General features: G+C 28.2%; 24 protein-coding genes and 1 pseudogene. All 25 read right to left on the bottom strand.

Annotation, left to right across the window (positions count from 1 at the left end; genetic code table 11):
• Positions 1 to 11: 11 nt before the first annotated feature.
• On the bottom strand, positions 12 to 2,186 hold the full coding sequence (locus BN8917_RS07445) for a RelA/SpoT family protein (protein ID WP_066872720.1): 2,175 nt from the start codon (positions 2,184 to 2,186) through the stop codon (positions 12 to 14).
• A gap of 111 nt (positions 2,187 to 2,297) precedes the next feature.
• Entirely contained in the window at positions 2,298 to 2,816 is a 519-nt protein-coding gene (locus BN8917_RS07440) for an adenine phosphoribosyltransferase (protein WP_066872717.1), read from the bottom strand.
• 35 nt (positions 2,817 to 2,851) lie between these two features.
• On the bottom strand, positions 2,852 to 3,709 hold the full coding sequence (locus tag BN8917_RS07435; RefSeq protein ID WP_066872714.1) for a DHH family phosphoesterase: 858 nt from the start codon (positions 3,707 to 3,709) through the stop codon (positions 2,852 to 2,854).
• Between the two features lie 178 nt (positions 3,710 to 3,887).
• A complete protein-coding gene (gene secF, locus BN8917_RS07430; protein ID WP_066872710.1) occupies positions 3,888 to 4,766 on the bottom strand; it encodes a protein translocase subunit SecF in 879 nt (292 codons plus the stop codon).
• A complete protein-coding gene (gene secD / locus BN8917_RS07425; protein WP_066872706.1) occupies positions 4,759 to 6,042 on the bottom strand; it encodes a protein translocase subunit SecD in 1,284 nt (427 codons plus the stop codon). The genes secF and secD overlap by 8 nt, the downstream gene beginning before the upstream one ends.
• 82 nt (positions 6,043 to 6,124) lie before the next feature.
• Entirely contained in the window at positions 6,125 to 7,498 is a 1,374-nt protein-coding gene (gene scfB, locus BN8917_RS07420) for a thioether cross-link-forming SCIFF peptide maturase (protein WP_066872703.1), read from the bottom strand.
• 80 nt (positions 7,499 to 7,578) lie between these two features.
• Positions 7,579 to 7,725: a six-cysteine ranthipeptide SCIFF gene (gene scfA / locus BN8917_RS07415; protein ID WP_066872700.1), complete on the bottom strand. Its 147-nt coding sequence runs from the start codon at positions 7,723 to 7,725 to the stop codon at positions 7,579 to 7,581.
• Between the two features lie 91 nt (positions 7,726 to 7,816).
• Entirely contained in the window at positions 7,817 to 8,083 is a 267-nt protein-coding gene (yajC, locus tag BN8917_RS07410; protein ID WP_066872697.1) for a preprotein translocase subunit YajC, read from the bottom strand.
• 29 nt (positions 8,084 to 8,112) lie between these two features.
• Entirely contained in the window at positions 8,113 to 9,249 is a 1,137-nt protein-coding gene (tgt, locus tag BN8917_RS07405) for a tRNA guanosine(34) transglycosylase Tgt (protein ID WP_066872694.1), read from the bottom strand.
• A 117-nt stretch (positions 9,250 to 9,366) separates the two neighbouring features.
• The gene (queA, locus tag BN8917_RS07400; RefSeq protein ID WP_066872691.1) at positions 9,367 to 10,392 is read right to left on the bottom strand and encodes a tRNA preQ1(34) S-adenosylmethionine ribosyltransferase-isomerase QueA; all 1,026 of its coding nucleotides are present in this window, start codon (positions 10,390 to 10,392) and stop codon (positions 9,367 to 9,369) included.
• Between the two features lie 12 nt (positions 10,393 to 10,404).
• Complete coding sequence (gene ruvB / locus BN8917_RS07395; RefSeq protein ID WP_066872688.1) at positions 10,405 to 11,442, bottom strand: Holliday junction branch migration DNA helicase RuvB; 1,038 nt, start codon at positions 11,440 to 11,442, stop codon at positions 10,405 to 10,407.
• A 13-nt stretch (positions 11,443 to 11,455) separates the two neighbouring features.
• On the bottom strand, positions 11,456 to 12,070 hold the full coding sequence (gene ruvA / locus BN8917_RS07390) for a Holliday junction branch migration protein RuvA (protein ID WP_066872685.1): 615 nt from the start codon (positions 12,068 to 12,070) through the stop codon (positions 11,456 to 11,458).
• Between the two features lie 124 nt (positions 12,071 to 12,194).
• Complete coding sequence (locus BN8917_RS07385) at positions 12,195 to 12,797, bottom strand: hypothetical protein (RefSeq protein ID WP_066872683.1); 603 nt, start codon at positions 12,795 to 12,797, stop codon at positions 12,195 to 12,197.
• Between the two features lie 64 nt (positions 12,798 to 12,861).
• Positions 12,862 to 13,440: a hypothetical protein gene (locus tag BN8917_RS07380; protein ID WP_066872680.1), complete on the bottom strand. Its 579-nt coding sequence runs from the start codon at positions 13,438 to 13,440 to the stop codon at positions 12,862 to 12,864.
• Between the two features lie 278 nt (positions 13,441 to 13,718).
• Positions 13,719 to 14,600 (bottom strand): radical SAM/SPASM domain-containing protein, encoded by an 882-nt coding sequence (locus tag BN8917_RS07375; protein WP_066872677.1) that lies wholly within the window; start codon positions 14,598 to 14,600, stop codon positions 13,719 to 13,721.
• Between the two features lie 118 nt (positions 14,601 to 14,718).
• Positions 14,719 to 15,606: a nuclease domain-containing protein gene (locus BN8917_RS07370; RefSeq protein ID WP_066872674.1), complete on the bottom strand. Its 888-nt coding sequence runs from the start codon at positions 15,604 to 15,606 to the stop codon at positions 14,719 to 14,721.
• Between the two features lie 456 nt (positions 15,607 to 16,062).
• The gene (locus tag BN8917_RS07365; protein WP_066872672.1) at positions 16,063 to 16,689 is read right to left on the bottom strand and encodes a TIR domain-containing protein; all 627 of its coding nucleotides are present in this window, start codon (positions 16,687 to 16,689) and stop codon (positions 16,063 to 16,065) included.
• Between the two features lie 10 nt (positions 16,690 to 16,699).
• Entirely contained in the window at positions 16,700 to 17,113 is a 414-nt protein-coding gene (locus tag BN8917_RS07360) for a hypothetical protein (RefSeq protein ID WP_141668657.1), read from the bottom strand.
• Between the two features lie 446 nt (positions 17,114 to 17,559).
• A pseudogene (locus BN8917_RS14050) lies at positions 17,560 to 17,640 on the bottom strand (GMP synthase (glutamine-hydrolyzing)); the annotation flags it as partial.
• A gap of 108 nt (positions 17,641 to 17,748) precedes the next feature.
• A complete protein-coding gene (locus BN8917_RS07355; protein WP_066872666.1) occupies positions 17,749 to 18,660 on the bottom strand; it encodes a bacteriophage abortive infection AbiH family protein in 912 nt (303 codons plus the stop codon).
• A gap of 296 nt (positions 18,661 to 18,956) precedes the next feature.
• The gene (locus BN8917_RS07350) at positions 18,957 to 19,694 is read right to left on the bottom strand and encodes a YebC/PmpR family DNA-binding transcriptional regulator (protein WP_066872663.1); all 738 of its coding nucleotides are present in this window, start codon (positions 19,692 to 19,694) and stop codon (positions 18,957 to 18,959) included.
• Positions 19,695 to 19,837: 143 nt separating this feature from the next.
• The gene (locus BN8917_RS07345) at positions 19,838 to 20,494 is read right to left on the bottom strand and encodes a YigZ family protein (RefSeq protein ID WP_066872660.1); all 657 of its coding nucleotides are present in this window, start codon (positions 20,492 to 20,494) and stop codon (positions 19,838 to 19,840) included.
• Entirely contained in the window at positions 20,494 to 21,921 is a 1,428-nt protein-coding gene (pdxR, locus tag BN8917_RS07340; protein ID WP_066872657.1) for a MocR-like pyridoxine biosynthesis transcription factor PdxR, read from the bottom strand. Before pdxR ends, BN8917_RS07345 begins: the two co-directional genes overlap by 1 nt.
• Positions 21,905 to 22,807 carry a nucleotidyltransferase domain-containing protein gene (locus tag BN8917_RS07335; RefSeq protein ID WP_066872654.1) on the bottom strand — a complete coding sequence of 301 codons (903 nt, stop codon included), beginning with the start codon at positions 22,805 to 22,807 and terminating at the stop codon, positions 21,905 to 21,907. The genes pdxR and BN8917_RS07335 overlap by 17 nt, the downstream gene beginning before the upstream one ends.
• A 74-nt stretch (positions 22,808 to 22,881) precedes the next feature.
• Positions 22,882 to 23,385: a hypothetical protein gene (locus BN8917_RS07330; protein ID WP_066872651.1), complete on the bottom strand. Its 504-nt coding sequence runs from the start codon at positions 23,383 to 23,385 to the stop codon at positions 22,882 to 22,884.
• Positions 23,386 to 23,454: the final 69 nt, after the last annotated feature.

The following is a 23,454-nucleotide window of genomic DNA, read 5'->3' as shown; positions in this document are numbered from 1 at the left end:
TCACATCCTATTTATTTCTTTACTCTATAAACATCATTAGTTCCTTTTATTCTTCTTAGCTTTTTCATAAGCTCTTTTAATTTTTCTAATGAATCTATTTTAACTTTTATAGTAACATTAACTCTAGAATCTTTAGATGTCTTAGCATTTAAAGCAACAAGATTTACTTTGACCTCTGTTATAGCTATCATAACATCTGATAAATATCCCGTTCTATCTTCTGCTATAATTTCAATTTCAGCTTCATATGAACTTCCTTCTGATTTAGTCCAGCTTACATCTACAACTTTTTCATTTCTTACACTTATTATATGCTGGAAGTTACTACAATCCTCTCTATGAACAGAAATGCCTCTTCCCTTAGTTACATAACCTACTATCTTATCTCCTGGAACTGGATTACAGCACTTTGCAAATCTAACCATAAGATTATCAAGTCCTATAACTGTTACTCCTGAATTATTATTAGATTTTCTTTTTTGTTTTTGGCTTTTAGCAATTTGTTCTTCTATCTCACTTTGTGTTTTTTCATGAGTTATTGGCTCTACTTCTTCATCTTTAAGTTTTGAAAGTATAGAATAAGGAGATACTACACCTGTTCCAACTGAACTATATATATCATCTATTCCATTAAAGTTATATTTTTTTAATAACTTATCATATTTTTCCCCTTTAGCAAGATCCATAAAGTTAAGACTTTGCTTCTTACTTTCTTTTTCTATAAGCTCTTTTCCCTTTTCGATATTTTCTTCTCTCTTTATCTTCTTATACCATTGTTTAATTTTACTTCTTGCCTGATTACTCTTAGCAAAATTAATCCATGACATATTAGGACCTTTTGTATTTGCTGAAGTTAAAATTTCAACTATTTCACCTGTTTTTAACTTATAATCGAGAGTTACCATCTTACCATTAACTTTTGCCCCTACACATTTGTTTCCTATATCAGTATGTATTCTATAAGCAAAATCTATTGGTGTTGCTCCTGCTGGAAGATTTATAACCACACCTTTTGGTGTAAATACAAATATTTCATCAGAAAATAAATCAAGTTTAAAACCTTCCATAAACTCTTCTGCATCTGAAGTTTCATTTTGCCATTCAAGTATTTCTCTAAGCCATCCAAGTTTATTTTCAAAAGAAGTCTCTTTAGTTGTTTCTCCTTCTTTATACTTCCAATGAGCAGCAATACCGTATTCAGCAGTTTTATGCATTTCAAATGTTCTTATTTGTATTTCAAAAGTCTTTCCTGAGCTTCCTATTACAGTAGTATGAAGTGATTGGTACATATTAGGCTTAGGCATAGCTATATAATCTTTAAATCTTCCTGGAATAGGTTTATAAATTGTATGAACTATCCCTAAAACTGCATAGCAATCCTTAACTGTATTAACTAATATTCTTATAGCTGTAAGGTCAAATATTTGCTCTATGCTTTTATTTTGAGTAACCATTTTTCTATAAATACTATAAAAATGTTTTGGTCTACCTTCTATATCACATTCAATTCCTGCTTTATCTAAATTACTTTGAATATCTGAAACAATCTCTGAAATATAATTTTCCCTAACAACTCTCTTTTCAGCTATATCTTTTACTAGATTATAATACTCCTCTGGATGTAAATATCTTAAAGATAAATCTTCAAGTTCCCATTTAATTTTAGATATACCAAGTCTATGTGCAAGTGGAGCATATATATCTAATGTTTCTTGTGCCTTAGACTTTTGTTTTTCAGGCTTCATATGCTTTAATGTTCTCATATTATGAAGTCTATCTGCAAGTTTAATAATAATAACTCTTATATCTTTCGCCATTGCTAAAAGCATTTTTCTTACATTATCTGCTTGTTGCTCTTCCTTAGTCTTATACTTAATCTTACCAAGCTTTGTCACACCATCTACTAAATTTGCAACTTCTTCATTAAAATCTAACTTAATATCTTCATAAGTTACTTCAGTATCTTCAATTACATCATGAAGAAGTCCTGCAACTATAGTATTAGTATCCATTCCCATTCCTACTAAAATCATAGCAACATTAACTGGATGCATAATATATGGTTCCCCAGATTCTCTCTTTTGCTCTATATGCGCATTAAAGGCGTAGTCATATGCTTTTGTTATTAAATCTATATCAGCATCTTTACAGCTTTCTTTTACTTTATTAATTAATTGTTCTAGCATTGACATCATCTCCTTTTATCTACTAATTTCACTTAAAACAAAAGCTGGTTAGTTAAACCAGCCCTAATATGATTATAATTATATTATATTTCTATTTGCTTTTCAATAAAATTAAAATTCATAACTAACTAGTGAATTTATCTCGTAGTTACCTACTTTTTCTCTTCCATTCAATCCTGTAAGTTCAACAGCAAATATCATACTTACTACTTCTCCACCAAGGCTTTCAACAAGTTTAGCAACAGCACCTATTGTACCTCCAGTTGCAAGTAAGTCATCAACAAATGCAACTTTTGTTCCTGGTTTAATTAAATCTTTATGGATTTCTAAAGTATCTTTTCCATATTCAAGATCATAATCTATTTTCGCTGTTTCTCCTGGTAATTTTCCTGGCTTTCTAACTGGAATAAATCCTGCTCCTATAGCATATGCTACTGGAACTCCAAATATAAATCCTCTAGCTTCTGGTCCAACAATAAAATCAACTTCTTTATCTTTTAAAAATTCAGCCATTTTATCTATTGATAATTTGAAAGCTTCTTTATCGCCTATTAAAGTTGTAATATCTTTAAAACTTACGCCTTCTTTTGGAAAATTCTCAATAACTCTTATTTTTTCTTTAAAATCCATTTTAATACCCCCGAAACAAAATTTATTTTGAGTTTTTATAATCTTATTTTTTCGTTATGCAAATACTTTGTTATTTGCTCTGCTCTATCATAATCATTAGTCGTTAAAAGTTCAACTATTATCTTGGCATTATCTTTTTCAGAAATTGCTCTATTTCTAGGAGTTAAAGTACTAATTATCTTTTCAATATTCTCTCCATTTAACTCTTTTATATTGTGAAATTTCTTTATAGCAGAAAGTCCCACATTATTAGTCTTATCTAAATAAGATACTCCTTCTTTTAATATTATTCTATTCTCGCCAACATATCCAATTTCCTTTGTTAGCCCACCTATTAATATTAAATCTAAGTATCTATTAATACTTTTCATGTTATAATATATTGCTATCGCTTGCATAAGTTTAAAGATAACTCCACTTTGACTTATATCTTTATATCTATAAAGACTTTTTTCTTCACTCGGATTTATATATATGGAATCGTAATTAGATTTCTTCTTTTTATTTTCTGTTATTATTAAATCAATATCTTTTTTTCTACAAAGTGATTCTACTTCTTTATTCTTTAATCCACAACCAACTGTTATTAAAAGCTTTGTACCTAAAAAAGCAACATCATTATTTAATGCTTCTTCTTCTAAATCATAGCTATTATCTTCTTTTATATTAGCTATGCAGTACTCAACATCTGCATTTAAATATTTGAGAACCAAAAGAAGAGCTGATATGCCAGAGATACAATCAACATCATAACCACCATAAATAAGAATTTTTTCTCTATTATTTATAGCTGCTACCAATCTTTCAATAGCCTTATTCATATTTTTAACATTAAAAGGGTTGTAGCCCGAGATATAATTCGGGGAATATATACTTTCCCAAAACTTATGCATAATTTAACTCCTCCATATTTTTAAAAGAAAACACATTCTATTATAATTTAAAATCCCTTATTTGACAAATAATTTTAGAGAAAAAAAGGGCTTATTTAAAAATAATACAATCAATATAACAATTTTAAAAAAATTTGAAAAAATAAGGAGATATCTTTGACGAGATATCTCCTTAAAATTATGCTATTTCATTCTTAGCCTTTTTTGATTTAGTCTTTCTATTTCTTAATGCACACCATATTGGACTTGCTATAAAGATTGAAGAATAAGCTCCACAAACTATACCCACTATTAATGGGAAAGCAAAATCTCTAACAGTTGGTACAAAGAAGTAAACTGCAACAATTGATACAAGAGTTGTAAGTGTTGTATTTATTGATCTTGTCATTGTTTGTTTTATGCTAGTATTAGCAATCTCTGCTGGAGTTGCTGCTCTCATTTTCTTAGAATTACTTCTTATTCTATCAAAGATAACTATTGTATCATTTATTGAATACCCAACTATTGTTAAAACAGCTGCTATAAATGGTGTATTAACAGTTATTCTAAAGATAGCATATACGCTCACTGTCATTAATACGTCATGTAAAAGAGCTAATATAGCTGCTATACCAAAATCTGCTTCAAATCTGATTATTACGTAAATCAGAACTGCTATTACAGCTACTGCTAAAGCAATTATAGAATCTCTAGTTAATTCTTGACCAACTGAAGCTCCTATTTCATTTTGTGATACTAAAGCATTTGGCTTTAATTTAAATTGTGCCTCAAGAGCCTTAACAATTTCATCAACCTTAGCTGTATCTAAATTACTTGCTTTAATTTCATATTCAGTTGTATTTACAGTATTTGTTATAGCATTGCTTGCATATTTATGAACTATAGTGTCTGCCTCTGCTTTATTAAAGTTTCCACCCATATTTACTACAACTTGAGTTCCACCTTTAAAATCTATCCCAAAGTTTAATCCTTTAGTAAACATAAATCCTAATCCTACAACTATAAGTAATAAGGAAATACTAAACCATATCTTACTTCTTTCAATTATCTTAAGCATTTGGTTTACCTCCTTCAACTTTTACTCCAAATATACGTGGACTTTTTAAAATTCCCATATCGAATAATAAGTTTAAGAAGAACTTTGTTACAAATATTGCTGTAAATAAACTTATTAATATACCTATCATTAAAGTTAGAGCAAATCCTTTTACTGGACCTGATCCAAAGAAGTATAAAACTAATCCTGCTATCATTGTAGTAGTATTTGAATCTAGTATTGATGACATAGCATTACTAAATCCTGATTTTATAGCTGCTTTTATAGATCTACCAAGTTTTAATTCTTCTTTAATTCTTTCAAAAATAAGTACATTAGCGTCAACTGCCATACCTATTGTTAATAAGAATGCTGCTATACCTGGAAGTGTTAATGTTACCTTTACTCCAATATATGTATATAATACTAATAGTATATAAACACTTAGAGCTAAACTTGCTGCAAGTCCTGGCCCTCTATAATAGATAAGTAAGAATAGGAATATTATTATAACTCCCACTGCTCCAGCTTTCATAGCATCTGGTAATGCTGAAGCTCCAAGTTGTGCTCCTACTGTTTGTACTGATACTTCTTTTACTGGAACTGGTAAAGCTCCTGCATTTATTACGCCTGCAACTCTTTGAGCATCTTGTAATGATGAACTTCCTGTTATAGTAGCTTCACCATTTGTTATAGGTTGTTGTACTACTGGACTTGTTAATGTTTGACCGTCCATTTCAATTTTTATGCTTTGACCTACATATTTAGTTGTAGCTTCTGCAAATGCCTTTTTACCAGCATCATTAAATTGAAGTCCTATTATAGGTTTACCAGTCTGGCTATCTATATAAGCAGTTGCTTTAGCAACATCCTTACCTGTTAAAATAACATTTCCATCTGGTCCTAAAAACTCTAGATTTCCTGTTTGTGTAAGAGATTGCACTATACTGTTTGAATCATATTTGCCTGGAATATCAATTCTAACTTTATTAGTCCCTTCTGTTGTTACAACAGTTCCTGCCACTCCTACTTTATCAACTCTTAAAGTTAATAAATCCTTTACTCTTTGTAATTCACTTGGAGTTACGTCATTTTTCTGAATTTCCATTAATACAGAAACTCCACCTTGCAGGTCAAGTCCCTTAGTAATTACCTGTGTAAATGGTTTTACTTGATAATCACCTAATGTAAGGCCTTTAAATCCTGCAAAGGCAAAAATTCCTATTGCTAGAATGGAAACCACAAAAATAACCCAACTTGAAGCTTTATTACCACCTGTTGGTTTAGTTTTTTTCATGGTCTTCCCCCTCTGTAAATTTCTTTATAGATAGAATTATAACCTGTTCAACTTAATTGAGCAAATTTTGGGCAAAATTATATTATTTTACATCTTGATCTGTTCTAGCTTTTAAGGCAATTGCACATTCAATTCTCTTCTTTTGCATTTCACATCCAATTTCATAAGGGCTATGAATATCATCATTGAAATGGAAGTTATTAGCTTGACATCCACCACTACAATAGAATCTTGCCCAACATTTTCTACACTTAGGCTTGTTGTAGATATGTGCTGTTTTAAATTCATTACTCATTTCAGGTTTTTTAATCCCTTCATCTAGTGTACCTAAAATAAAGTCTTTATCTCCTACAAATTGGTGACAAGGATAAATTTCTTCATCTGGAGTAATAGCTACATATTCATGTCCAGCTCCACAACCTGATATTCTCTTATAAACACATGGTCCTCCATTTAAGTCAATATTAAAGTGATAGAATTTAAATGGATTATCCTTTTCTATTCTTCTTCTTAATAATTCTTCATAGATTTTGTCATATTGTTCAAATATAGTTGGAAGATCTTCTCTTCTTATTGATAATGGATGTTCATCTGGTAAAACAACTGGTTCGATTGATACTTCATCAAATCCTTCATTAACTAAGTGCATAACATCATTGTAGAAATCTGTATTTTCTCTTGTAAATGTTCCTCTTGCATAGTAACGTTTATCTTTATCTCTTCTTGCTACCATAGCTTTTATGTTAGGTAAGATTCTCTTATAACTTCCTGAACCATCTATTCTTATTCTTACTTTATCATTTACTTCTGGTCTACCATCTATTGATAATATTATATTACCCATATTTTTATTTAAAAATTCCATTTTTTCTTCATCTAGAAGAGTTGCATTAGTAGTCATTGTAAATCTGATATTTTTTCCTGTCTTAGCTGATAATTCATTTCCATATTCAACAATCTCTTTAACTGTTTTGTATACCATCATTGGTTCTCCACCAAATAAGTCTACTTCTATATTCTTTCTATTTCCTGAATTTTCAACTACGAAGTTTAAAGCTTTTTTAGCTACATCAAGTGACATAGGTTTTCTACATCCCTTATATTCTCCTTCATCAGCAAAGCAATATTTACATCTTAAGTTACAGTCATGTACTATATTAAGACATACAGCTTTTATAAATGATTCTGAATCATCATTCATAGCTATTTCTTCATATAAATCTTCTGAATATAAATCTCCTTCTTTAACTAAGTATTCTAAATCTTCATAAGCTTCTGCTAAATCTTCTTTTGAATACTTGTCCCCTAAACGAGCAATAATTGAATCTAAGCTGTCTAATCTTTCTGTATTTTGAACCATATCATATATTAGCTCGTCTACTTCGTGGAAACTTCCTGAGTTAACATCTACTATATAATTGTATCCACCTTGTCTAAATTTATGAATTAATGCCATAATTGTTCCTCCTATTAGTTCATATAATTATGGCAGCAACCTAATAAGATTACTGCCACATTTATTTTCGTTATTATTAATTATTTTTCCTCGTATTCACAAGCTAAGTTAGCAACTGTAGCTGATGTCTTACAAGCTGATTGGCATGAGTTTGAGCATTCCTTACATCCTGGTTTTGCTAAACTCTTCTTTAAGTTTGATTTATTGATTGTTTTTATATGTTTCATTATCCAATTCCTCCATCCATAAACAATTCATTGATTATTTTACCATACTTTTTAATTAATTTAAAGAATTAAAATAAATCAATTTATCGACTTATTTTTCTATCTTTGAACTAATACCATCTCTTGTTATTTTGAATCTTGTTGTTTCTGATTCTATAATAACATCTTCTGTATTTAACTTTATTATTTTTCCTATTATTCCACCTCTAGTTAATACTCTATCATTAACCTTTAGATCATCTAGCATTTGCTTATATTTCTTTTGTCTTTTCTTTTCTGGTACTACCATTAGTAAGTAGAATACTACAAACATTAATATGATAGGTCCAAACATAACTAACATACTTTGTAAATCCATTACAACCACATCTCCTTATTTTTTTAATTTTATTCTACTCCCCAGCTTTTAAGCTTATTAGCTTTAAATTCTGCAAAGCAGTCATTATCTATAGCTTCTCTTATTTCTTCCATAAGTTTATTATAGAAGTATAAGTTATGAAGAACACATAATCTCATAGCAAGCATTTCTTTAGCCTTAAATAAATGTCTTATATAAGACTTAGTATAATTCTTACATGCTGGACATTGACAATTTTCATCTATAGGTGTTGCATCAAGTTCATACTTTTTGCTCATAACCTTTATAGGTCCATTACTTGTAAATACTTGACCATGTCTACCATTTCTAGCTGGAAGAACGCAATCAAAGAAGTCTACTCCTCTTTCAACAGCTTCTAATATATTAACTGGAGTACCAACACCCATTAAATATATTGGCTTATCTTGTGGAAGATGTGGAACTACAGCATCTATAACTCTATACATATCTTCATGGCTTTCACCAACAGCAAGACCTCCAATAGCATAACCATCTAAATCCATCTTAGCAATTTCTTTAGCATGTTCTATTCTGATATCTTCATATGTTCCACCTTGATTTATACCAAAAAGCATTTGATTTTTATTTATAGTGCTATCTAAAGAATTAAGTCTATCCATTTCAGTCTTACATCTTTTTAACCATCTTGTAGTTCTTGCTACTGATTGTTTTACATATTCTCTAGTAGCAGGATTTTCTATACATTCATCAAAAGCCATAGCTATAGTTGATGCAAGATTACTTTGTATTTGCATACTTTCTTCTGGTCCCATAAATATTTTTTTACCATCTATATGAGAACTAAAGTAAACTCCTTCTTCTTTAATTTTTCTAAGACCTGCTAGAGAAAATACCTGGAATCCACCTGAATCAGTTAAAATTGGTCTATCCCAATTCATAAACTTATGTAATCCTCCCATATCTCTTACTACTGTATCACCAGGTCTTAAATGTAAATGATATGTATTAGATAATTCAACTTGACATTCAATGTCTTTTAAGTCCATTGATGAAACTGCACCTTTAATTGCTGCAAGAGTTCCAACATTCATAAAAACAGGTGTTTGAATAGTTCCATGAACTGTTCTAAACTCTCCTCTTCTTGCATTTCCATCTTTTTTTAATAAAGTATAATTTTCTGACACTTGATTTTCACATCCTTAACTAAATCTTGTTTATACTATCCTAAGATTCCCTCTTATACTTATAACATTTTCCATACAACTAATAAAGCATAATTTTTATTAATAATGAAATTCTTATTATTCTATAAACATAGAATCTCCAAATGAGAAGAATCTATATTTTTCTTCAACAGCTTTATTGTAAGCTCCCATAATAAGATCTTTATTTGCTAAAGCTGAAACTAACATTATAAGAGTTGATTCTGGTAAATGGAAGTTTGTTATAAGAGCATCTACTACTTTAAACTTATATCCTGGATAAATAAATATTGAAGTCCATCCACTAGCTTCTCTTACTCTTCCATTTTCATCTCCAATAGTTTCTAAAGTTCTTGTTGAAGTTGTTCCAACTGGAATTACTCTTCCACCTTGTTCTTTAGTTCTATTTATTAAATCAGCATCTTCTTTACTTAAGTGATAATATTCTGAATGCATAACGTGATTATTAACATCTTCAACCTTAACTGGTCTAAATGTTCCAAGACCAACATGTAAAGTTACATAAGCAATATTAACACCTTTTTCTTTAATCTTTTCTAAAAGTTCAGTTGTAAAATGTAATCCTGCTGTTGGTGCTGCTGCTGATCCTTTTTCTTTTGAATAAACTGTTTGATATCTTTCTTTATCTTCAAGTTTTTCATGAATATATGGAGGAAGTGGCATTTGTCCAAGCTCATCTAAAACTTGTTCAAATATTCCATCATATTTAAATTCTATTATTCTATTTCCTTCTTCTAAGATATCTACTACTACAGCTTTTAGCTTTCCATCTCCAAAAGTGAATTCTGCCCCAATTCTAGCTCTCTTTCCTGGCTTTGCAAGACATTCCCACTTATCTCCTTCAATTCTTTTTAAAAGAAGAAACTCTATTTTTCCACCTGTTTCTGATTTTTCTCCAATTAATCTTGCTGGTAAAACTCTAGTATTATTTAAAACTAAAGTATCACCTTTTCTTAAGTAATCAATAATATCACTAAAATGTTTATGCTCAATTTCCTCATTTTTTCTGTGAACTACCATAAGTCTTGAAGAATCCCTTTTTTCAAGTGGATATTGTGCTATAAGCTCTTCTGGTAAATCAAAATAGAAATCATTAACTTTCATATCTACACCTCTTTAAAATAAAGTACATTGAGCAGCATTTGCCACTCTTTTATTTTTACTTGCATCTCTGCCTAAATGTTTATAAGCTTTTTCTGTTGCCATTCTTCCTCTAGGAGTTCTGACTATAAATCCTTTTTGTAAAAGATATGGCTCATATACATCTTCTATAGTATCAAGCTCTTCTCCTACAAAATAAGAAAGTGTCTCTATTCCTACAGGACCTCCTTTAAAATTATCTATAATGGCTGTTAAAATATTATTATCTACTCTATCAAAACCTTCTTTATCAACATCTAATAGCTCTAAAGCAGTTTTAGCAGCCTGTTCATCTATCATACTATTACATTTAACTTCAGCATAATCTCTAACTCTCTTTAAAAGTCTATTAGCTATTCTTGGAGTTCCTCTTGATCTTCTTGCTATTTCCATAGCTCCTGATTCTGTTATATGACATCCTAATATATCAGCACTTCTTACTATAATTTCTTTTAATTGTTCATTAGTATAATACTCCATTGAACAAAGAACACCGAATCTATCTCTAAGAGGAGCACTAAGCATACCTATTCTAGTAGTAGCCCCTATAAGAGTAAATTTAGGTAAATCAAGTCTTATTGACTTACTAGCTGCTCCTTTACCAATAATAATATCTAAAACATAGTCTTCCATTGCAGGATATAATATTTCTTCAACACTTCTGTTTAATCTATGAATTTCATCAATAAATAAAACATCATTACTATTTAAAGTAGTTAAAATAGCTGCAAGATCTCCTGCCCTTTCAATTGCAGGACCTGAAGTTATTTTTAAATTACCACCAATCTCATTTGCAATAATACTTGCTAAAGTAGTTTTACCTAGTCCTGGTGGACCATATAAAATAACATGATCTAAAGCTTCTCCTCTTCTTTTAGCAGCTTCTACAAATATATTAAGTCTTTCTTTAACTTTATCCTGACCTATATATTCTCCTATTTTTTCTGGTCTTAAACTGTATTCATTATTGGAATCTAATTCAATTTCTCTTGAAGTAACTATTCTTTCATCCAAATTGAAACACCCCTTAACTCATTAAAAGCTTTAAGCTTTCTTTTATTATATTCTCAATAGTGTCTTTTCTATCTACTTTTTCTAATACTTTCTTAGCTTCCTTGTCTGTATATCCAAGAGCAATTAATGCTTCCATAGCTTCTTCTATATTCGCTTCATAGCCTGCTATAACTTCAAGCATTCCCATATCCATTTCTTCACTGCTTGATATAGAACTCATATCTTCTTTCTTAAGTTTATCCTTAAGTTCTAATATAATTCTTTGAGCAGTTTTCTTACCTATACCAGGAGCTCTAGTGATATGTTTTTCATCACCCACAATAATTGCATACTTTAAATTTAGAACTGTACTTATTGATAATAAAGATAAAGCTGCTTTTGCTCCTACTCCATTAATTGAAAGTAAAAGATTAAACATCCTTAATTCATCTTTAGTTCCAAAACCATATAATCCTATAAAGTCTTGTCTAACTATTTGTTCTAAATAAAGTTTTACTTCTTCAGATACTTTTGGCATACTTGCGATAGTATTTCCTGAAGTAAATATTTTATATCCTATGCCATTATTTTCTATAATTACATAATCCTTGTTAATCCCTATAAATTCACCTTTTATATACTCATACATTTTTTAATTCACTCCTAAATTTTAAGGTCTACATAATACTTTAACACGAACAAAAAATATTATCAATAATTCAAAAAAGCAAGAAGCATTCAAAGTCAATACCCTTTAAATACTTCTTGCTTCTTTAACTTACATAAGCTGATAACTCTTCTTCACATTCTTCTCTAGTATCAAATTGTCTACCAAAACTCTTTATTATGTCGCTATCCATTTTAGGTAATGAATATAACTTTTTAACTGATACATCTGATGGTTTTTCTATAAATGCCTTTCCATTTTCATCAGTTTTAAAAATAGCAATATTTCCATCTTTATCTCCTAAATAATATTTATTAGGAGTTAATCCTGTCCCCTCTTCTTTTGTAAATATTATTTTATTATCTTCTGACTTAACTTTACTATAGCCCTTTTCTTTTAACATAGTTTCTAACTCTTTTTCACTTACCTTATCAAGTTTTAATCTTTCCTTAAGTTCACTTACTGTTACTTGATAATATATCTCTTCTATATTTTGTTGATTTTTCTTCATAAACATAATAACAATATCATCTTTTAAAACATTAGTATTTTCTGCATTTGTTTGTTCAACATTTGCATTTACCTTAGCTATTTTGCCAAGATTATAATAATAGCTACCAAGATATACTCCTGAAAATACTATCACAGCTAAAATAATTCCTAGAACTGGTTTAAATTTATTGTCTTTTATTAATTTCTTAAATTCCATATAATCACCTCTTTATTGGTGATTATGGTCATATTAATTACATTTTATACATTAAAAGTAAATTTTAATAACTACATTCAACTATAACTAAATATTTATCTTTATCAGCTTTCTTAATAAGCCTTTTACAATGAATCTTAAACCATTCTTCTCTATCTACATAATCTTCAACACTATACCATTTTCCATCAGAAATTATTGCATAAGTACCAAAGTTCTCTTTTCTATCAGGAAATATAATATCTTTTATTTTTGCATAATTACATTTTTTCTTAATTCCAAAACTCCCCTTAACATTTAAATAAGAATCAAATTTTCCACCTATAGTAAAACATATCATCTTTCCATTTTCATTAGTATAATAACCTATATCACTTTTATCTTCATTATAATAATAACCATATTTAACATCTGCAAATCTCTCTATATTTTTAAATTTTTCTTTTTCTTCCTCACATAATATATTCCAACTATTTTCTATCTCTCTACTAAATTTATTAAACTTTAAATTCTTTTTCTCATCTTTATTTATCTCAAAATATTCTTTAGGATAATAACCTATAAACTCTTTATGAAATGGATAAACTAAGTCATTTACTTCATCTAAATTATCACAAATTACCCCCAAACTAAAACAAGCCATGATATCTCCCCCAAATAATAAACTATATATTAATTATAATTTTACATATTTTGGAAATCAATATCATATACGTATTTTGTTTGTTATTTATACACACTTTTTTCATACTTTTTTCTTCTTTTAACGATAAAAAATTCTTTTTTAGACTTTTTTAGAACAAATTTATATAAAAACATACAAGTTTATATATTTTTTAGCTATTTTAAAAAGTTACTCTTATCTAAGTTGATTTATAAATAAAAGGGAACTACCTAAGTAATTCCCTTTTTTAAATATATTTATTTTTTACTAAAAGCTACTTCACTATAACCACATCTTTTACATAATTCCTCAACTCTTTTTCTAGCTGAGAAACCATCATATATATTTCTTGCACGCTCACTATTTAAAATAGCTTCAATTCCTTCTTCATATATATTACCAAGTGGAATATTACCTTCACCATCTAAGCAGCAAGGAACAACTGTACCATCAACTAAAATTCCAAAATGATCTCTAAGCCCATGGCAGAATCCCCTATCTCCAAGTGGTTTAATATTCATAGCTGGCCATTGGAACTTTTCTGCTCCATTTAAATAAAGCCTATCTCTAAGCTTAACACTTTTATTAGTATCAAGAGCTTCTTTTAAATCTCCTTGAAAATCAAACTGATCCTTTATTTTCTTTACAATCTCTTTATTTAACTTATTATCTCCTTTTAAGCTATAACTATCAAGATTCCATAATCTCATTGAACAAATAATTTCTGTTTTCTTATTTGCTTCTTCAATAAAAGATAAACAATTATCAAAATACTGATCAAATCCTAAGCCATTATCATTAGCTTCAAAACTATGAAGTGAGATATTTATTTGTCTTAAAGCTTTAGCATTTAATAAAACTTCTTTTACCTTAGGTATTAAAGTACCATTTGTAGTTATGTTAACCTTAAATCTATTCTCATAAGCAAGCTCTAAAAATCTTTCTAAATTAGGATTTAAAAGTGGCTCACCCATTAAATGAAAATAAATGAACTTAGTATATGGCTTTATCTCTTCTAATACCTTTTTAAATTCTTCCTCACCTAAAAACTTTTTCTTTCTCTTAGTTTCAGGACAAAAACTACAACTAAGATTACATACATTAGTTATTTCTATATAAACTCTTTTAAACTTATTCATAAAATTACTCCTAAATTCCTATTATGTCTATGGAGTATTATACAGTTCTTCTTATAAAAAATAAACTTTTTAAGATTTAATATAAAAAATAGTTTAATAAGCTTTCTAAATTATTTTATTATCTACTTATAAACTCCTCATATTCAATCTCTAACCTTTTAATTTCATTATTAATTTTATCCTTTAATAGTTCTAAATTTTTGTTGGGTTTAAAATTTATAAACTTTAAGCAATAATCCTCAACTTCATGAATTTCATTTTTATTATAAGTTGATTCTGGACACAATACAAAAACATTATTTACTGGTGTCAGTCTCCTAGAAAAGATATTACTTGATTCACATTCGCTAGAAAAAATATAACTTGATTTACATCCACTCGCATAATCTAATAATTGGGGTGTTATACAATTATTAGATTTGCTGCTATAATTCCATAAATATTTTCTATCCCTATACTTAAACTCAAATATTATACTTCCTATATAAACTTTATTTTTATAAATGTCTAATCTTCCATCAGTTCTATTACTATTTCTAATTGAATATAAAGGATCTTTAAATTTACTTGTTTCTGAATCAGAACGTGGTATAGGAAAATCATAAGTTAAATTCATAATTATATCATTATTTTTAAAAGCAATCCTAGTATTAGATTTTAATTCTGATACTATTAACTTTTTATTATTTATTTCTTGTTCAAAAATCCATCCATCAATAATTTCAAAGTTTAATTCTTCCTTTAAAATTCTACATATTTTTATATAACACCATATCTCGTATAATTTATCGGTTCTCTTCATTTGAAAAGCATATTTGCTATCTAACTCAACACTAAATTTATCCTTTTTAAGTTCTAAATATACTTTATAAATGATACTATATCTAGAATCTTGAAACATTACATATGGTATATCGAAATCATTTTTTTCTGATAAAGAATTATACCATCCTGTTATTTTCAATATATTTATAGAATTTTTCATTTTTTTTGCAATATCATTCATATCACGTAAATATATTATAGCTCTTTCTTCTAAATTTATCTCATTAACTACATTAGAATAACTTCTATACTCTTCTTTTTCTCTAATCTTTTCTCTCTAAAATTAATCTTTCAATTACTTTAATGAATTTAATCAATTCTCCATTTATATAATCTAATATTTTTTTAACGCTTCTCTAAAACATATACAAAACGCTTTTTAACCTTTTATTTTATGATAAAATTTGAAGAACTAAATTAAAAAAGCCTATTTTATAAGTTATTAATTAAAATAAACGCTATAAAACAGGCTTTATTACTTAAACTAATATTCTAGTTATTATTCCCCCTCTTCATTTTTTCCTAATATAATTTAGCGAGGAGGAACAGCTAATTGATTGCTCAATTCTCTTAATACTTTCTTGGTAAGATAGCTTTTATTATCCAGAAATACTCCACCATTATTTCATGAACTCACCTATGGTTTCATTCGTTTTACTAAATCAAATTGAACTGTCCTATTTCGCTTTTCAAGTGCTGAATCAATATAATACTTAGGATTTCTCATAAATTTATCGAAATCTACTAGAGAAATATAACTATCTTTAGCAGAGTCCCATCTTCCTTCTGTGGGACAATATTTATATGCTTTTTTGACATTTAACATATTTTTTCGAACTAAATTTTCAAAATCAGCAATAGTCGTAACATCGTCATCTTCAGCAGAAATAACATAACGTTTAGCTTCTGGTGTATAAAGTGCAATTACTCCATTACTACGATTCCCAGCACGGTCTTCTAATGAATATCGCAATTCATCATAAAGCCAATCATCATAAACATTTTTACTAGACCATGTTTCAAAATCAAAAACTTGCTTTGTATTGTAATTGATTGCATTTGGTGTTAACACAACAATCGTCAGTGAGCAACTTTCAAGTTTTTTATAAAGATATTTTTGAATAGTATCTTCACTCATATTCGAGCGGTCTTCATCTTCAGACCTATTAATTGTGTAGTTTAGCTCGTCCATTTTTTTAACAAGCTTATTTTTATAATATAATCCATCAGAAAATCTAAAGGACACAAACACATTACTAGCCATAAAAACCTCCTTAGTGCTTTAAAATAAAAAGTAAAACTATTGTAATTAATATGACAATCCCATAAGACCATCTAAGAATAGGTCTCATGGCAATACAAATTACTTTTTCTTTAAAAATAGGTGTCATTCCAAAATCAATTTTGTCATCATCTTTTTTTCGCACTTCATCATATAAATTCCTAAACCCACGCTCCAAATACAAATAATAAGCGTCATGGAACCAGAACAAAAGTACAACACCCAAAATTAAAACTAAAATCAGGTAATCTCTTTTAGCAAGCCAATAAGCATACATTGCACCGATTGCAGTAATCGACCATCCTTTGATGATAAATGAGTTAGAACCCATACGAGTGATAACCCCCTGAATCATTTCCAAATGTTTATGTTTATTCTCGTTACCCATCAATCCACATCCTTCCATCTTTCCTCACTAAAGGTAAATTAATTTTTACCAACTCCGTACTCATAAATCTGTTTATTCATCATACACCCTACCAAATAAGTAATCTTTACCACTATTATACTATAATTTGCTATATTTAAAATTAGTAATTAGAAAAAACATAAAAAACAGCGTCCCAAATGTATTGTGATTATTTCCTATTCAATAATATTCTCTAAATTCCCATAATCTTTTTATTCCATATTTTTTAACTTCTTTTCTAATTTTCACATTTTGTTATTTTATAAAAGATAAAAAATACCCCCTGTCAATTTTAACAGGGGCTAAGCTTTCATGCTCCACCAGATTTTTAATGGGGATTTTGACGAAGAACTAATTGGCTTTAACTAAATTTAACCTTTCTATAACTCAGAAATCCCAATTACATCAGTGTAAAAACTTCATTTTTATTTTATGGTTTATTCCTACTCAATAATCGCTGGTGGCTTAGAAATTATATCATACATGATTCTATTAACTCCCTTAACCTCATTAACTATTCTTCTATCCGTTCATTTATCACATTTTATTAACTTATACTTTCTAATTATTTATAAACCAGGTATAAATTCTCTATATAGTATAATTTAGAAATACTTTATTTTTGGTCAATCTTAATCAAAAAAATTAATTGAGTTGTCCATTTTTATCTGTTCTTTTTTAATACCATATTTTATTAAATTATCATACATTTGTTCTTTTTTATTTTCATCATAATAATATACATTCCATATTACTTTACTCCCAATTAATATATTAATCATTTGAAAGTAAGGCATATCAACATCTGCTAAAGAATGTCCAATAACAATTATTTCATCTATATTTTTTTGTTTTAAATCTAATAGTTTAATCATATAACGTTTTACATCTTTATATGTACTTCTATAATAGTTTTCAATGACTTTACTTATACTAACTTCTTTTTCATTAAATATCTCACACGCTTTTTCATATCTTCTTTTTATATCTTGGATTTTTTTATCATTTCCATGACCTATTTTGGGCTCCCCATGATGTTCCCTTAAAGAACCATGTATATGTATAATTTTATCTTCTCTTATTTTATATACATTTTCTAAAACACTTGTATAATTAAAAGTTAAATACATATCATCATTTTCACAATTAATAAATTTAGTTTTTGGTATTACATCACGTATTCTAATACTTCTCACCCAAAGTTTAAGATAATGTGGTAATTTATTTATATATTCAAACTGCTCTGAAAAATAATCCCTTAACGTATCTTCAATTCCAATATCTCCACTTTCTAATCCCATATCTATTGATACTGCATTTTCTATAATAATATCTTCATCTATATTAGCTAAATTCATTTCAAAATCATTCCATAGCATTTCTTTCTTTTCAGCTTCCATAAAATTCGGATAGATATTATAATTACTCTCAAACTCATATAAAAATTCTGGGTAACACACTTCTAAAAAAGTTCTAAAATCCCAATAACTAGTTTTTAAATTATGTCCTATATCAAATCCATTCCCTATAATAAATAATTTCATAACATCCCCCTTTTAAATATTACATTTATCTCGATATTATAAATAAAATTTAACTTCACAACCCCCATACACTATTATACATATTTTAAAACTTAATCCAATGCTTATATATTAATATAATTTCTAATCTTTATATTATACTCAAATTCTTTAAGCATATCATCTAATTTCAACCAAAAACACACCTCCAATCCCCATATAACATGATTATGTATATCGACATTAAAAGTGTGTTATCTTACTTTTGTATATTACAATTGATTATTTCTTCGATTTTTAAAAGTACTTAAAACTTCCTATTCATCCCATCCTTCTGGGAATGCTGCATTGTGGTAAACTTCTTGAACATCATCATCATCTTCAAGAGTATCTAACATCTTTTGGAACTTAGTTGCATCATCTCCATCAATAGCTGTTTCAACATCAGCTATCATAGTTACTGCTGCTTCTAAGAATGAAAGTCCTTCTTTTTCTAAAGCTTCTCTTACTGTTGAGAAATCTTCTGGTGCAGTTGTTACTGTGAATACTTCTTCTTCAGCTGAGAAATCTTCTGCTCCTGCTTCTATAGCAATCATCATTATTTCTTCTTCATCAAGATCTGCTCTTTCAATTATAAGTTGACCTTTCTTTTGGAACATGAATGAAACACAACCTGATGTTCCCATGTTTCCACCACTCTTTGTGAAAGCACTTCTTACATTAGCAACTGATCTGTTTTTATTATCTGTTAATGTTTCAACTATTACTGCAACTCCAGCTGGTCCGTATCCTTCGTAGATTATTGTTTCATAGTTATTTCCTGTACCTTCTCCTGCTGCCTTTTTGATAGCTCTTGTAATGTTATCATTTGGCATATTAGCTGCTTTAGCCTTAGCAACAACGTCTCTAAGTCTTGAGTTTGCTTCAAGGTTTGGTCCACCTTCTTTAGTTGCAACAGCAAGTTCTTTACCTAACTTTGTAAAGATTTTTCCTCTCTTAGCGTCCATTTTACCTTTCTTGGCCGCAATATTTTTCCATTTTGAATGTCCTGCCATTTTAAAATCCTCCTAACGACTATATAAAGAATACTCTATGTAAATTTTTCATTAAATTCTTTAAAATACTACAATATTATATCATAGTCCATTTTCATCTTCAACATAGGTAAATCCCCAAATCTTTAATTAAAATATCCATTTTATTCATCTATATCAAGAAATAATCTAAATCCTTCTTTAAAATATATATCTTCCATATCTTTAGTTATAATTGCTTTTCCATTAGTTGCTTCTGTAACTTCTTTTTCTATATTTTCAATATTAGATTCTTCTGTAAGAATAAACACTTTAACTCCTGTTCCAAATTCTGAATCTTCTATATGCCAATTATTTTGACCACATAAATATTGAATCTTACCATAAAGATCATAATCTATTTCAATAGAAAGTCTAGCACCATTAACCTTTTCTACTATTCCACCAGCTTCTATAGCTATAGCTGCACCTTTTGTATAAGCTCTAGTAAGTCCACCAGCTCCAAGTAAAATTCCACCAAAATATCTTGTAACAACAACTGCACAATCTGTTAATCCATTTTTCTTTATAACTTCAAGTATTGGAATACCTGCTGTCCCCTGAGGCTCTCCATCATCTGAATATCTTTGAATCCCCATATTTTGTCCAACTATATAAGCATAACAATTATGTCTAGCAGTTTTATGCATAGATTTTATTTCACTAACAAATTCTTTTGCTTCCTCTTCTGTTGTAACTCTTTTTACATAACCTATAAATTCTGATTTCTTTTCTTCAAAACTATCTTCTGCTCTATTTTTAATGGTTATATATTTATTCATCATCTCATCCCTTCACTAAGCACTTCATATATATTGTCTATTCCTTGCTTAATCTTATTATAATCAATCTCTGAAAATCCTATCTTAAAACTTTTCTTACCATCTATAGGATTATGATAATACATAATTCCAGGAGTTATTATTGTATTTCTCTCTATTAATTTATAATAAAGCTCCTTTGCTGTAATATCTATATTATCATTAATATTTAAAAATAAATTTAGTCCCCCTTTAGGTTCTACAAAACTAACATAATGTCCAAGTTTTTCTTTTATTAAATCAATTATATATTTATATCTTTTAGAATACTCAAAATTAAGTCTATCTATATGTTCTTTCCAATATCCTTTTTGTATATATAATTCCAAGGCTCTTTGCATAAGACTTGAAGTTGAAATATCACTGCTAGCCTTTGAACTCTCTAAAACATCAGAAAATTCATCAGGAGTTATAAGGTATCCAACTCTTACTCCTGGAAGAAATATTTTTGAAAAACTCTTTATATAAATAACCTTATCTTTATTAAGACTTCTATATGGTATATGCTTTATTTCACTATCATATATAAGCTCTGACATATAGTCATCTTCTAAAATATAAAAATTATATTTCTTAGCAAGTTCTATAATTCTTTTTTTCTTTTCAAGACTACAACTAATCCCTGTAGGATTTTGAAAATAACTCATTGTATATAAACATTTTATCTTATGTTTTTTTAATATTCTTTCAAGGGCATCAACATCAATTCCATCCTCTTGCATATTAACTTCAAAAATATTAGCTTTTCTTAATTTAAAAACAGTTAAAGCTCCTGAATAAGTAGGTTTTTCAACAACTACTCCATCATTAACATTTATTAAAGCCTTTGAAACAATATCTATACCTTGTTGAGCTCCTGATGTTATAAGCATATTATTAAGTAAATTCTCTGAATTCCAAAACTTATTATTTATAGTCTCCCTTAATTTTTTATAACCTTGTGGATCATTATAACTAAGTGCTAAAACTCCATCTCTTGTTAGAACATCATTAAATATCTCCTTTAACTTGTCCACTTCAAAAAAATTAGCACTAGTTATCTCAGAAGTTAAATCTATATAATCTGAAATTCCACCAGAAGTTAAACTTTGAAATATCTCATTATATTCTTTTCTAAAATTTTTTAAAGACTCTCTCTTTTTAACATAGCTTCCACTACCTTGACTCTGATATAAATATCCTTCTTGTGAAAGCTTTTTATATGCTGAGATTATAGTATCCTTATTAACAGATAAAAAATCTGCAAGTGCCCTTATAGTTGGCATCTTTTCTCCATCTTTCATTTCATCATTTATAATAAGTGATTTTATATGCTCAGCAATATCTAAATATTTATGACTATCTTCCTTGAAGCTTAAACAAAATTTTTCATCAATTTGTTTTGTCATATCTATATACTAACTCCTCTGTAAGCTTATCTCCACTTTCTGTTGTACAAACTCTAGTCTTCTTACTTATTCTATCTCGCTCATTTAATTCCTTTAATATTTTATCCATATCTAATGGCATATTTTTAAATTCTTCTTTGCTTTCTATTTCAGTAATACTTAAGAAATTCTTTTCTTCTTTTAGAACTCTAAATAAATATTTAGCAGCCTCATCTATATTATTTTTTAAAAATTCTTCACAATAATCTACCAAATCATTTATAGCTTCAGTTGAGTTTTCCTCAAAAAGTCTATCCATACATTCTTTAAAACTATCATTAAGATTTATAGCCATAGATAAAGTATCACTACTTACTAAATATCCATTAGAATTTAAATATAGTTTTGAAAAGCTTTCTCCAAGCTTCATAGCATTATACATAGCATTATATTTTTTACTATTTTTTATTGCCTTTTCACAAAGACCTATTGATTTTATTAAATCTCCTAAATAAACAAGATTCCACTTTTCTCTATCTATATCACTTAAAAACTTACAAAAATTATATTTATCTATTATATCTGAATCTTTACCAATAACAAGTTTAGAGGATATAAGCTTTCTATGTATTCTACTTCCCCCACCAAAGTTTTCTCTAAAATTTAGGAATTGCTCTTTTGAAAGCAATCTCATATGAACTTCTATACCATGTTTTTCCCCAAATACATCCTTCATATCATCATCTTTTTTATCAAGGATAACAAACATGTCCATATCAGAATTTTTCCAAATATCTCCTGTTATTATACTTCCAAAAACAGTAACTCCCAAAACATTATCATTTTGTTTTAAATCTTCTATCAAAGCATTATAAGCTAATTGATATTCCTTTATAGTTTTTCCCATTTTGCCCCCTCCTATTTAAAATCTATTCTTTCTTATTATAAATATTTTTTTATTTTGTAACAACTTTATTCTATCTAAATAAATCTATCACAATCTGGCATACCACTTTCTTTTAAAAGTCCTCTTAATTCCCAATCAAATAATGCAAGGCCAACCTCAAGTTCATCAAGCATATGATCAGTTATCTTTAAAGCTCTTTTTACATCTTTTTTATTAGCATATATATTTCTATTATAAATATCAGCTACTTCAACAGTACTCCTAGCTGAAGTAGATATAAGAGTAACAATATCTAATGCTGGTTTTACATTTCTCTCATAAAAGTTTTTAAAATTTTCACTTATACCTATAGATTGTATACTTCCTTGTATATTATTTAATCTATCTAAATTACAATTAAGCTGCCTTAACCTTCTATCAAACTCTGTAAATTTATGTTTATATATATTATCATAATCATCACAATCATCGTCGTAATCATCATCTGTGTATGGATCATCATAAATATTATCTTTACTATTTTTATTAAAATTAGTCTTAAGATTAGCATTATTATCTGAACCATTAATTATACACATAGTTTATTCCCCTTTATCTAAAGCTTTAATATAAGTTTATGTTATCTCTCAATAAAAAATCCAAAATTA

This window comes from Clostridium mediterraneense, from assembly GCF_900091705.1.
Taxonomy (GTDB): Bacteria; Bacillota; Clostridia; order Clostridiales; family Clostridiaceae; genus Sarcina; species Sarcina mediterraneense.
Note: the sequence above shows the minus strand (reverse complement) of the source record. Positions and strands in the feature narration are given on the sequence as shown.

Bases quoted from the DNA above. Each gene is read 5' to 3' on its own strand.
- BN8917_RS07445 (WP_066872720.1), bottom strand. From the start codon at position 2,186: ATGCTAGAACAATTAATTAATAAAGTAAAAGAAAGCTGTAAAGATGCT.
- BN8917_RS07440 (WP_066872717.1), bottom strand. From the start codon at position 2,816: ATGGATTTTAAAGAAAAAATAAGAGTTATTGAGAATTTTCCAAAAGAA.
- BN8917_RS07435 (WP_066872714.1), bottom strand. From the start codon at position 3,709: ATGCATAAGTTTTGGGAAAGTATATATTCCCCGAATTATATCTCGGGC.
- secF (WP_066872710.1), bottom strand. From the start codon at position 4,766: ATGCTTAAGATAATTGAAAGAAGTAAGATATGGTTTAGTATTTCCTTA.
- secD (WP_066872706.1), bottom strand. From the start codon at position 6,042: ATGAAAAAAACTAAACCAACAGGTGGTAATAAAGCTTCAAGTTGGGTT.
- scfB (WP_066872703.1), bottom strand. From the start codon at position 7,498: ATGGCATTAATTCATAAATTTAGACAAGGTGGATACAATTATATAGTA.
- scfA (WP_066872700.1), bottom strand. From the start codon at position 7,725: ATGAAACATATAAAAACAATCAATAAATCAAACTTAAAGAAGAGTTTA.
- yajC (WP_066872697.1), bottom strand. From the start codon at position 8,083: ATGGATTTACAAAGTATGTTAGTTATGTTTGGACCTATCATATTAATG.
- queA (WP_066872691.1), bottom strand. From the start codon at position 10,392: ATGAAAGTTAATGATTTCTATTTTGATTTACCAGAAGAGCTTATAGCA.
- ruvA (WP_066872685.1), bottom strand. From the start codon at position 12,070: ATGTATGAGTATATAAAAGGTGAATTTATAGGGATTAACAAGGATTAT.
- BN8917_RS07385 (WP_066872683.1), bottom strand. From the start codon at position 12,797: ATGGAATTTAAGAAATTAATAAAAGACAATAAATTTAAACCAGTTCTA.
- BN8917_RS07380 (WP_066872680.1), bottom strand. From the start codon at position 13,440: ATGGCTTGTTTTAGTTTGGGGGTAATTTGTGATAATTTAGATGAAGTA.
- BN8917_RS07375 (WP_066872677.1), bottom strand. From the start codon at position 14,600: ATGAATAAGTTTAAAAGAGTTTATATAGAAATAACTAATGTATGTAAT.
- BN8917_RS07370 (WP_066872674.1), bottom strand. From the start codon at position 15,606: ATGAATGATATTGCAAAAAAAATGAAAAATTCTATAAATATATTGAAA.
- BN8917_RS07365 (WP_066872672.1), bottom strand. From the start codon at position 16,689: ATGGCTAGTAATGTGTTTGTGTCCTTTAGATTTTCTGATGGATTATAT.
- BN8917_RS07360 (WP_141668657.1), bottom strand. From the start codon at position 17,113: ATGGAAGGATGTGGATTGATGGGTAACGAGAATAAACATAAACATTTG.
- BN8917_RS07355 (WP_066872666.1), bottom strand. From the start codon at position 18,660: ATGAAATTATTTATTATAGGGAATGGATTTGATATAGGACATAATTTA.
- BN8917_RS07350 (WP_066872663.1), bottom strand. From the start codon at position 19,694: ATGGCAGGACATTCAAAATGGAAAAATATTGCGGCCAAGAAAGGTAAA.
- BN8917_RS07345 (WP_066872660.1), bottom strand. From the start codon at position 20,494: ATGAATAAATATATAACCATTAAAAATAGAGCAGAAGATAGTTTTGAA.
- pdxR (WP_066872657.1), bottom strand. From the start codon at position 21,921: ATGACAAAACAAATTGATGAAAAATTTTGTTTAAGCTTCAAGGAAGAT.
- BN8917_RS07335 (WP_066872654.1), bottom strand. From the start codon at position 22,807: ATGGGAAAAACTATAAAGGAATATCAATTAGCTTATAATGCTTTGATA.
- BN8917_RS07330 (WP_066872651.1), bottom strand. From the start codon at position 23,385: ATGTGTATAATTAATGGTTCAGATAATAATGCTAATCTTAAGACTAAT.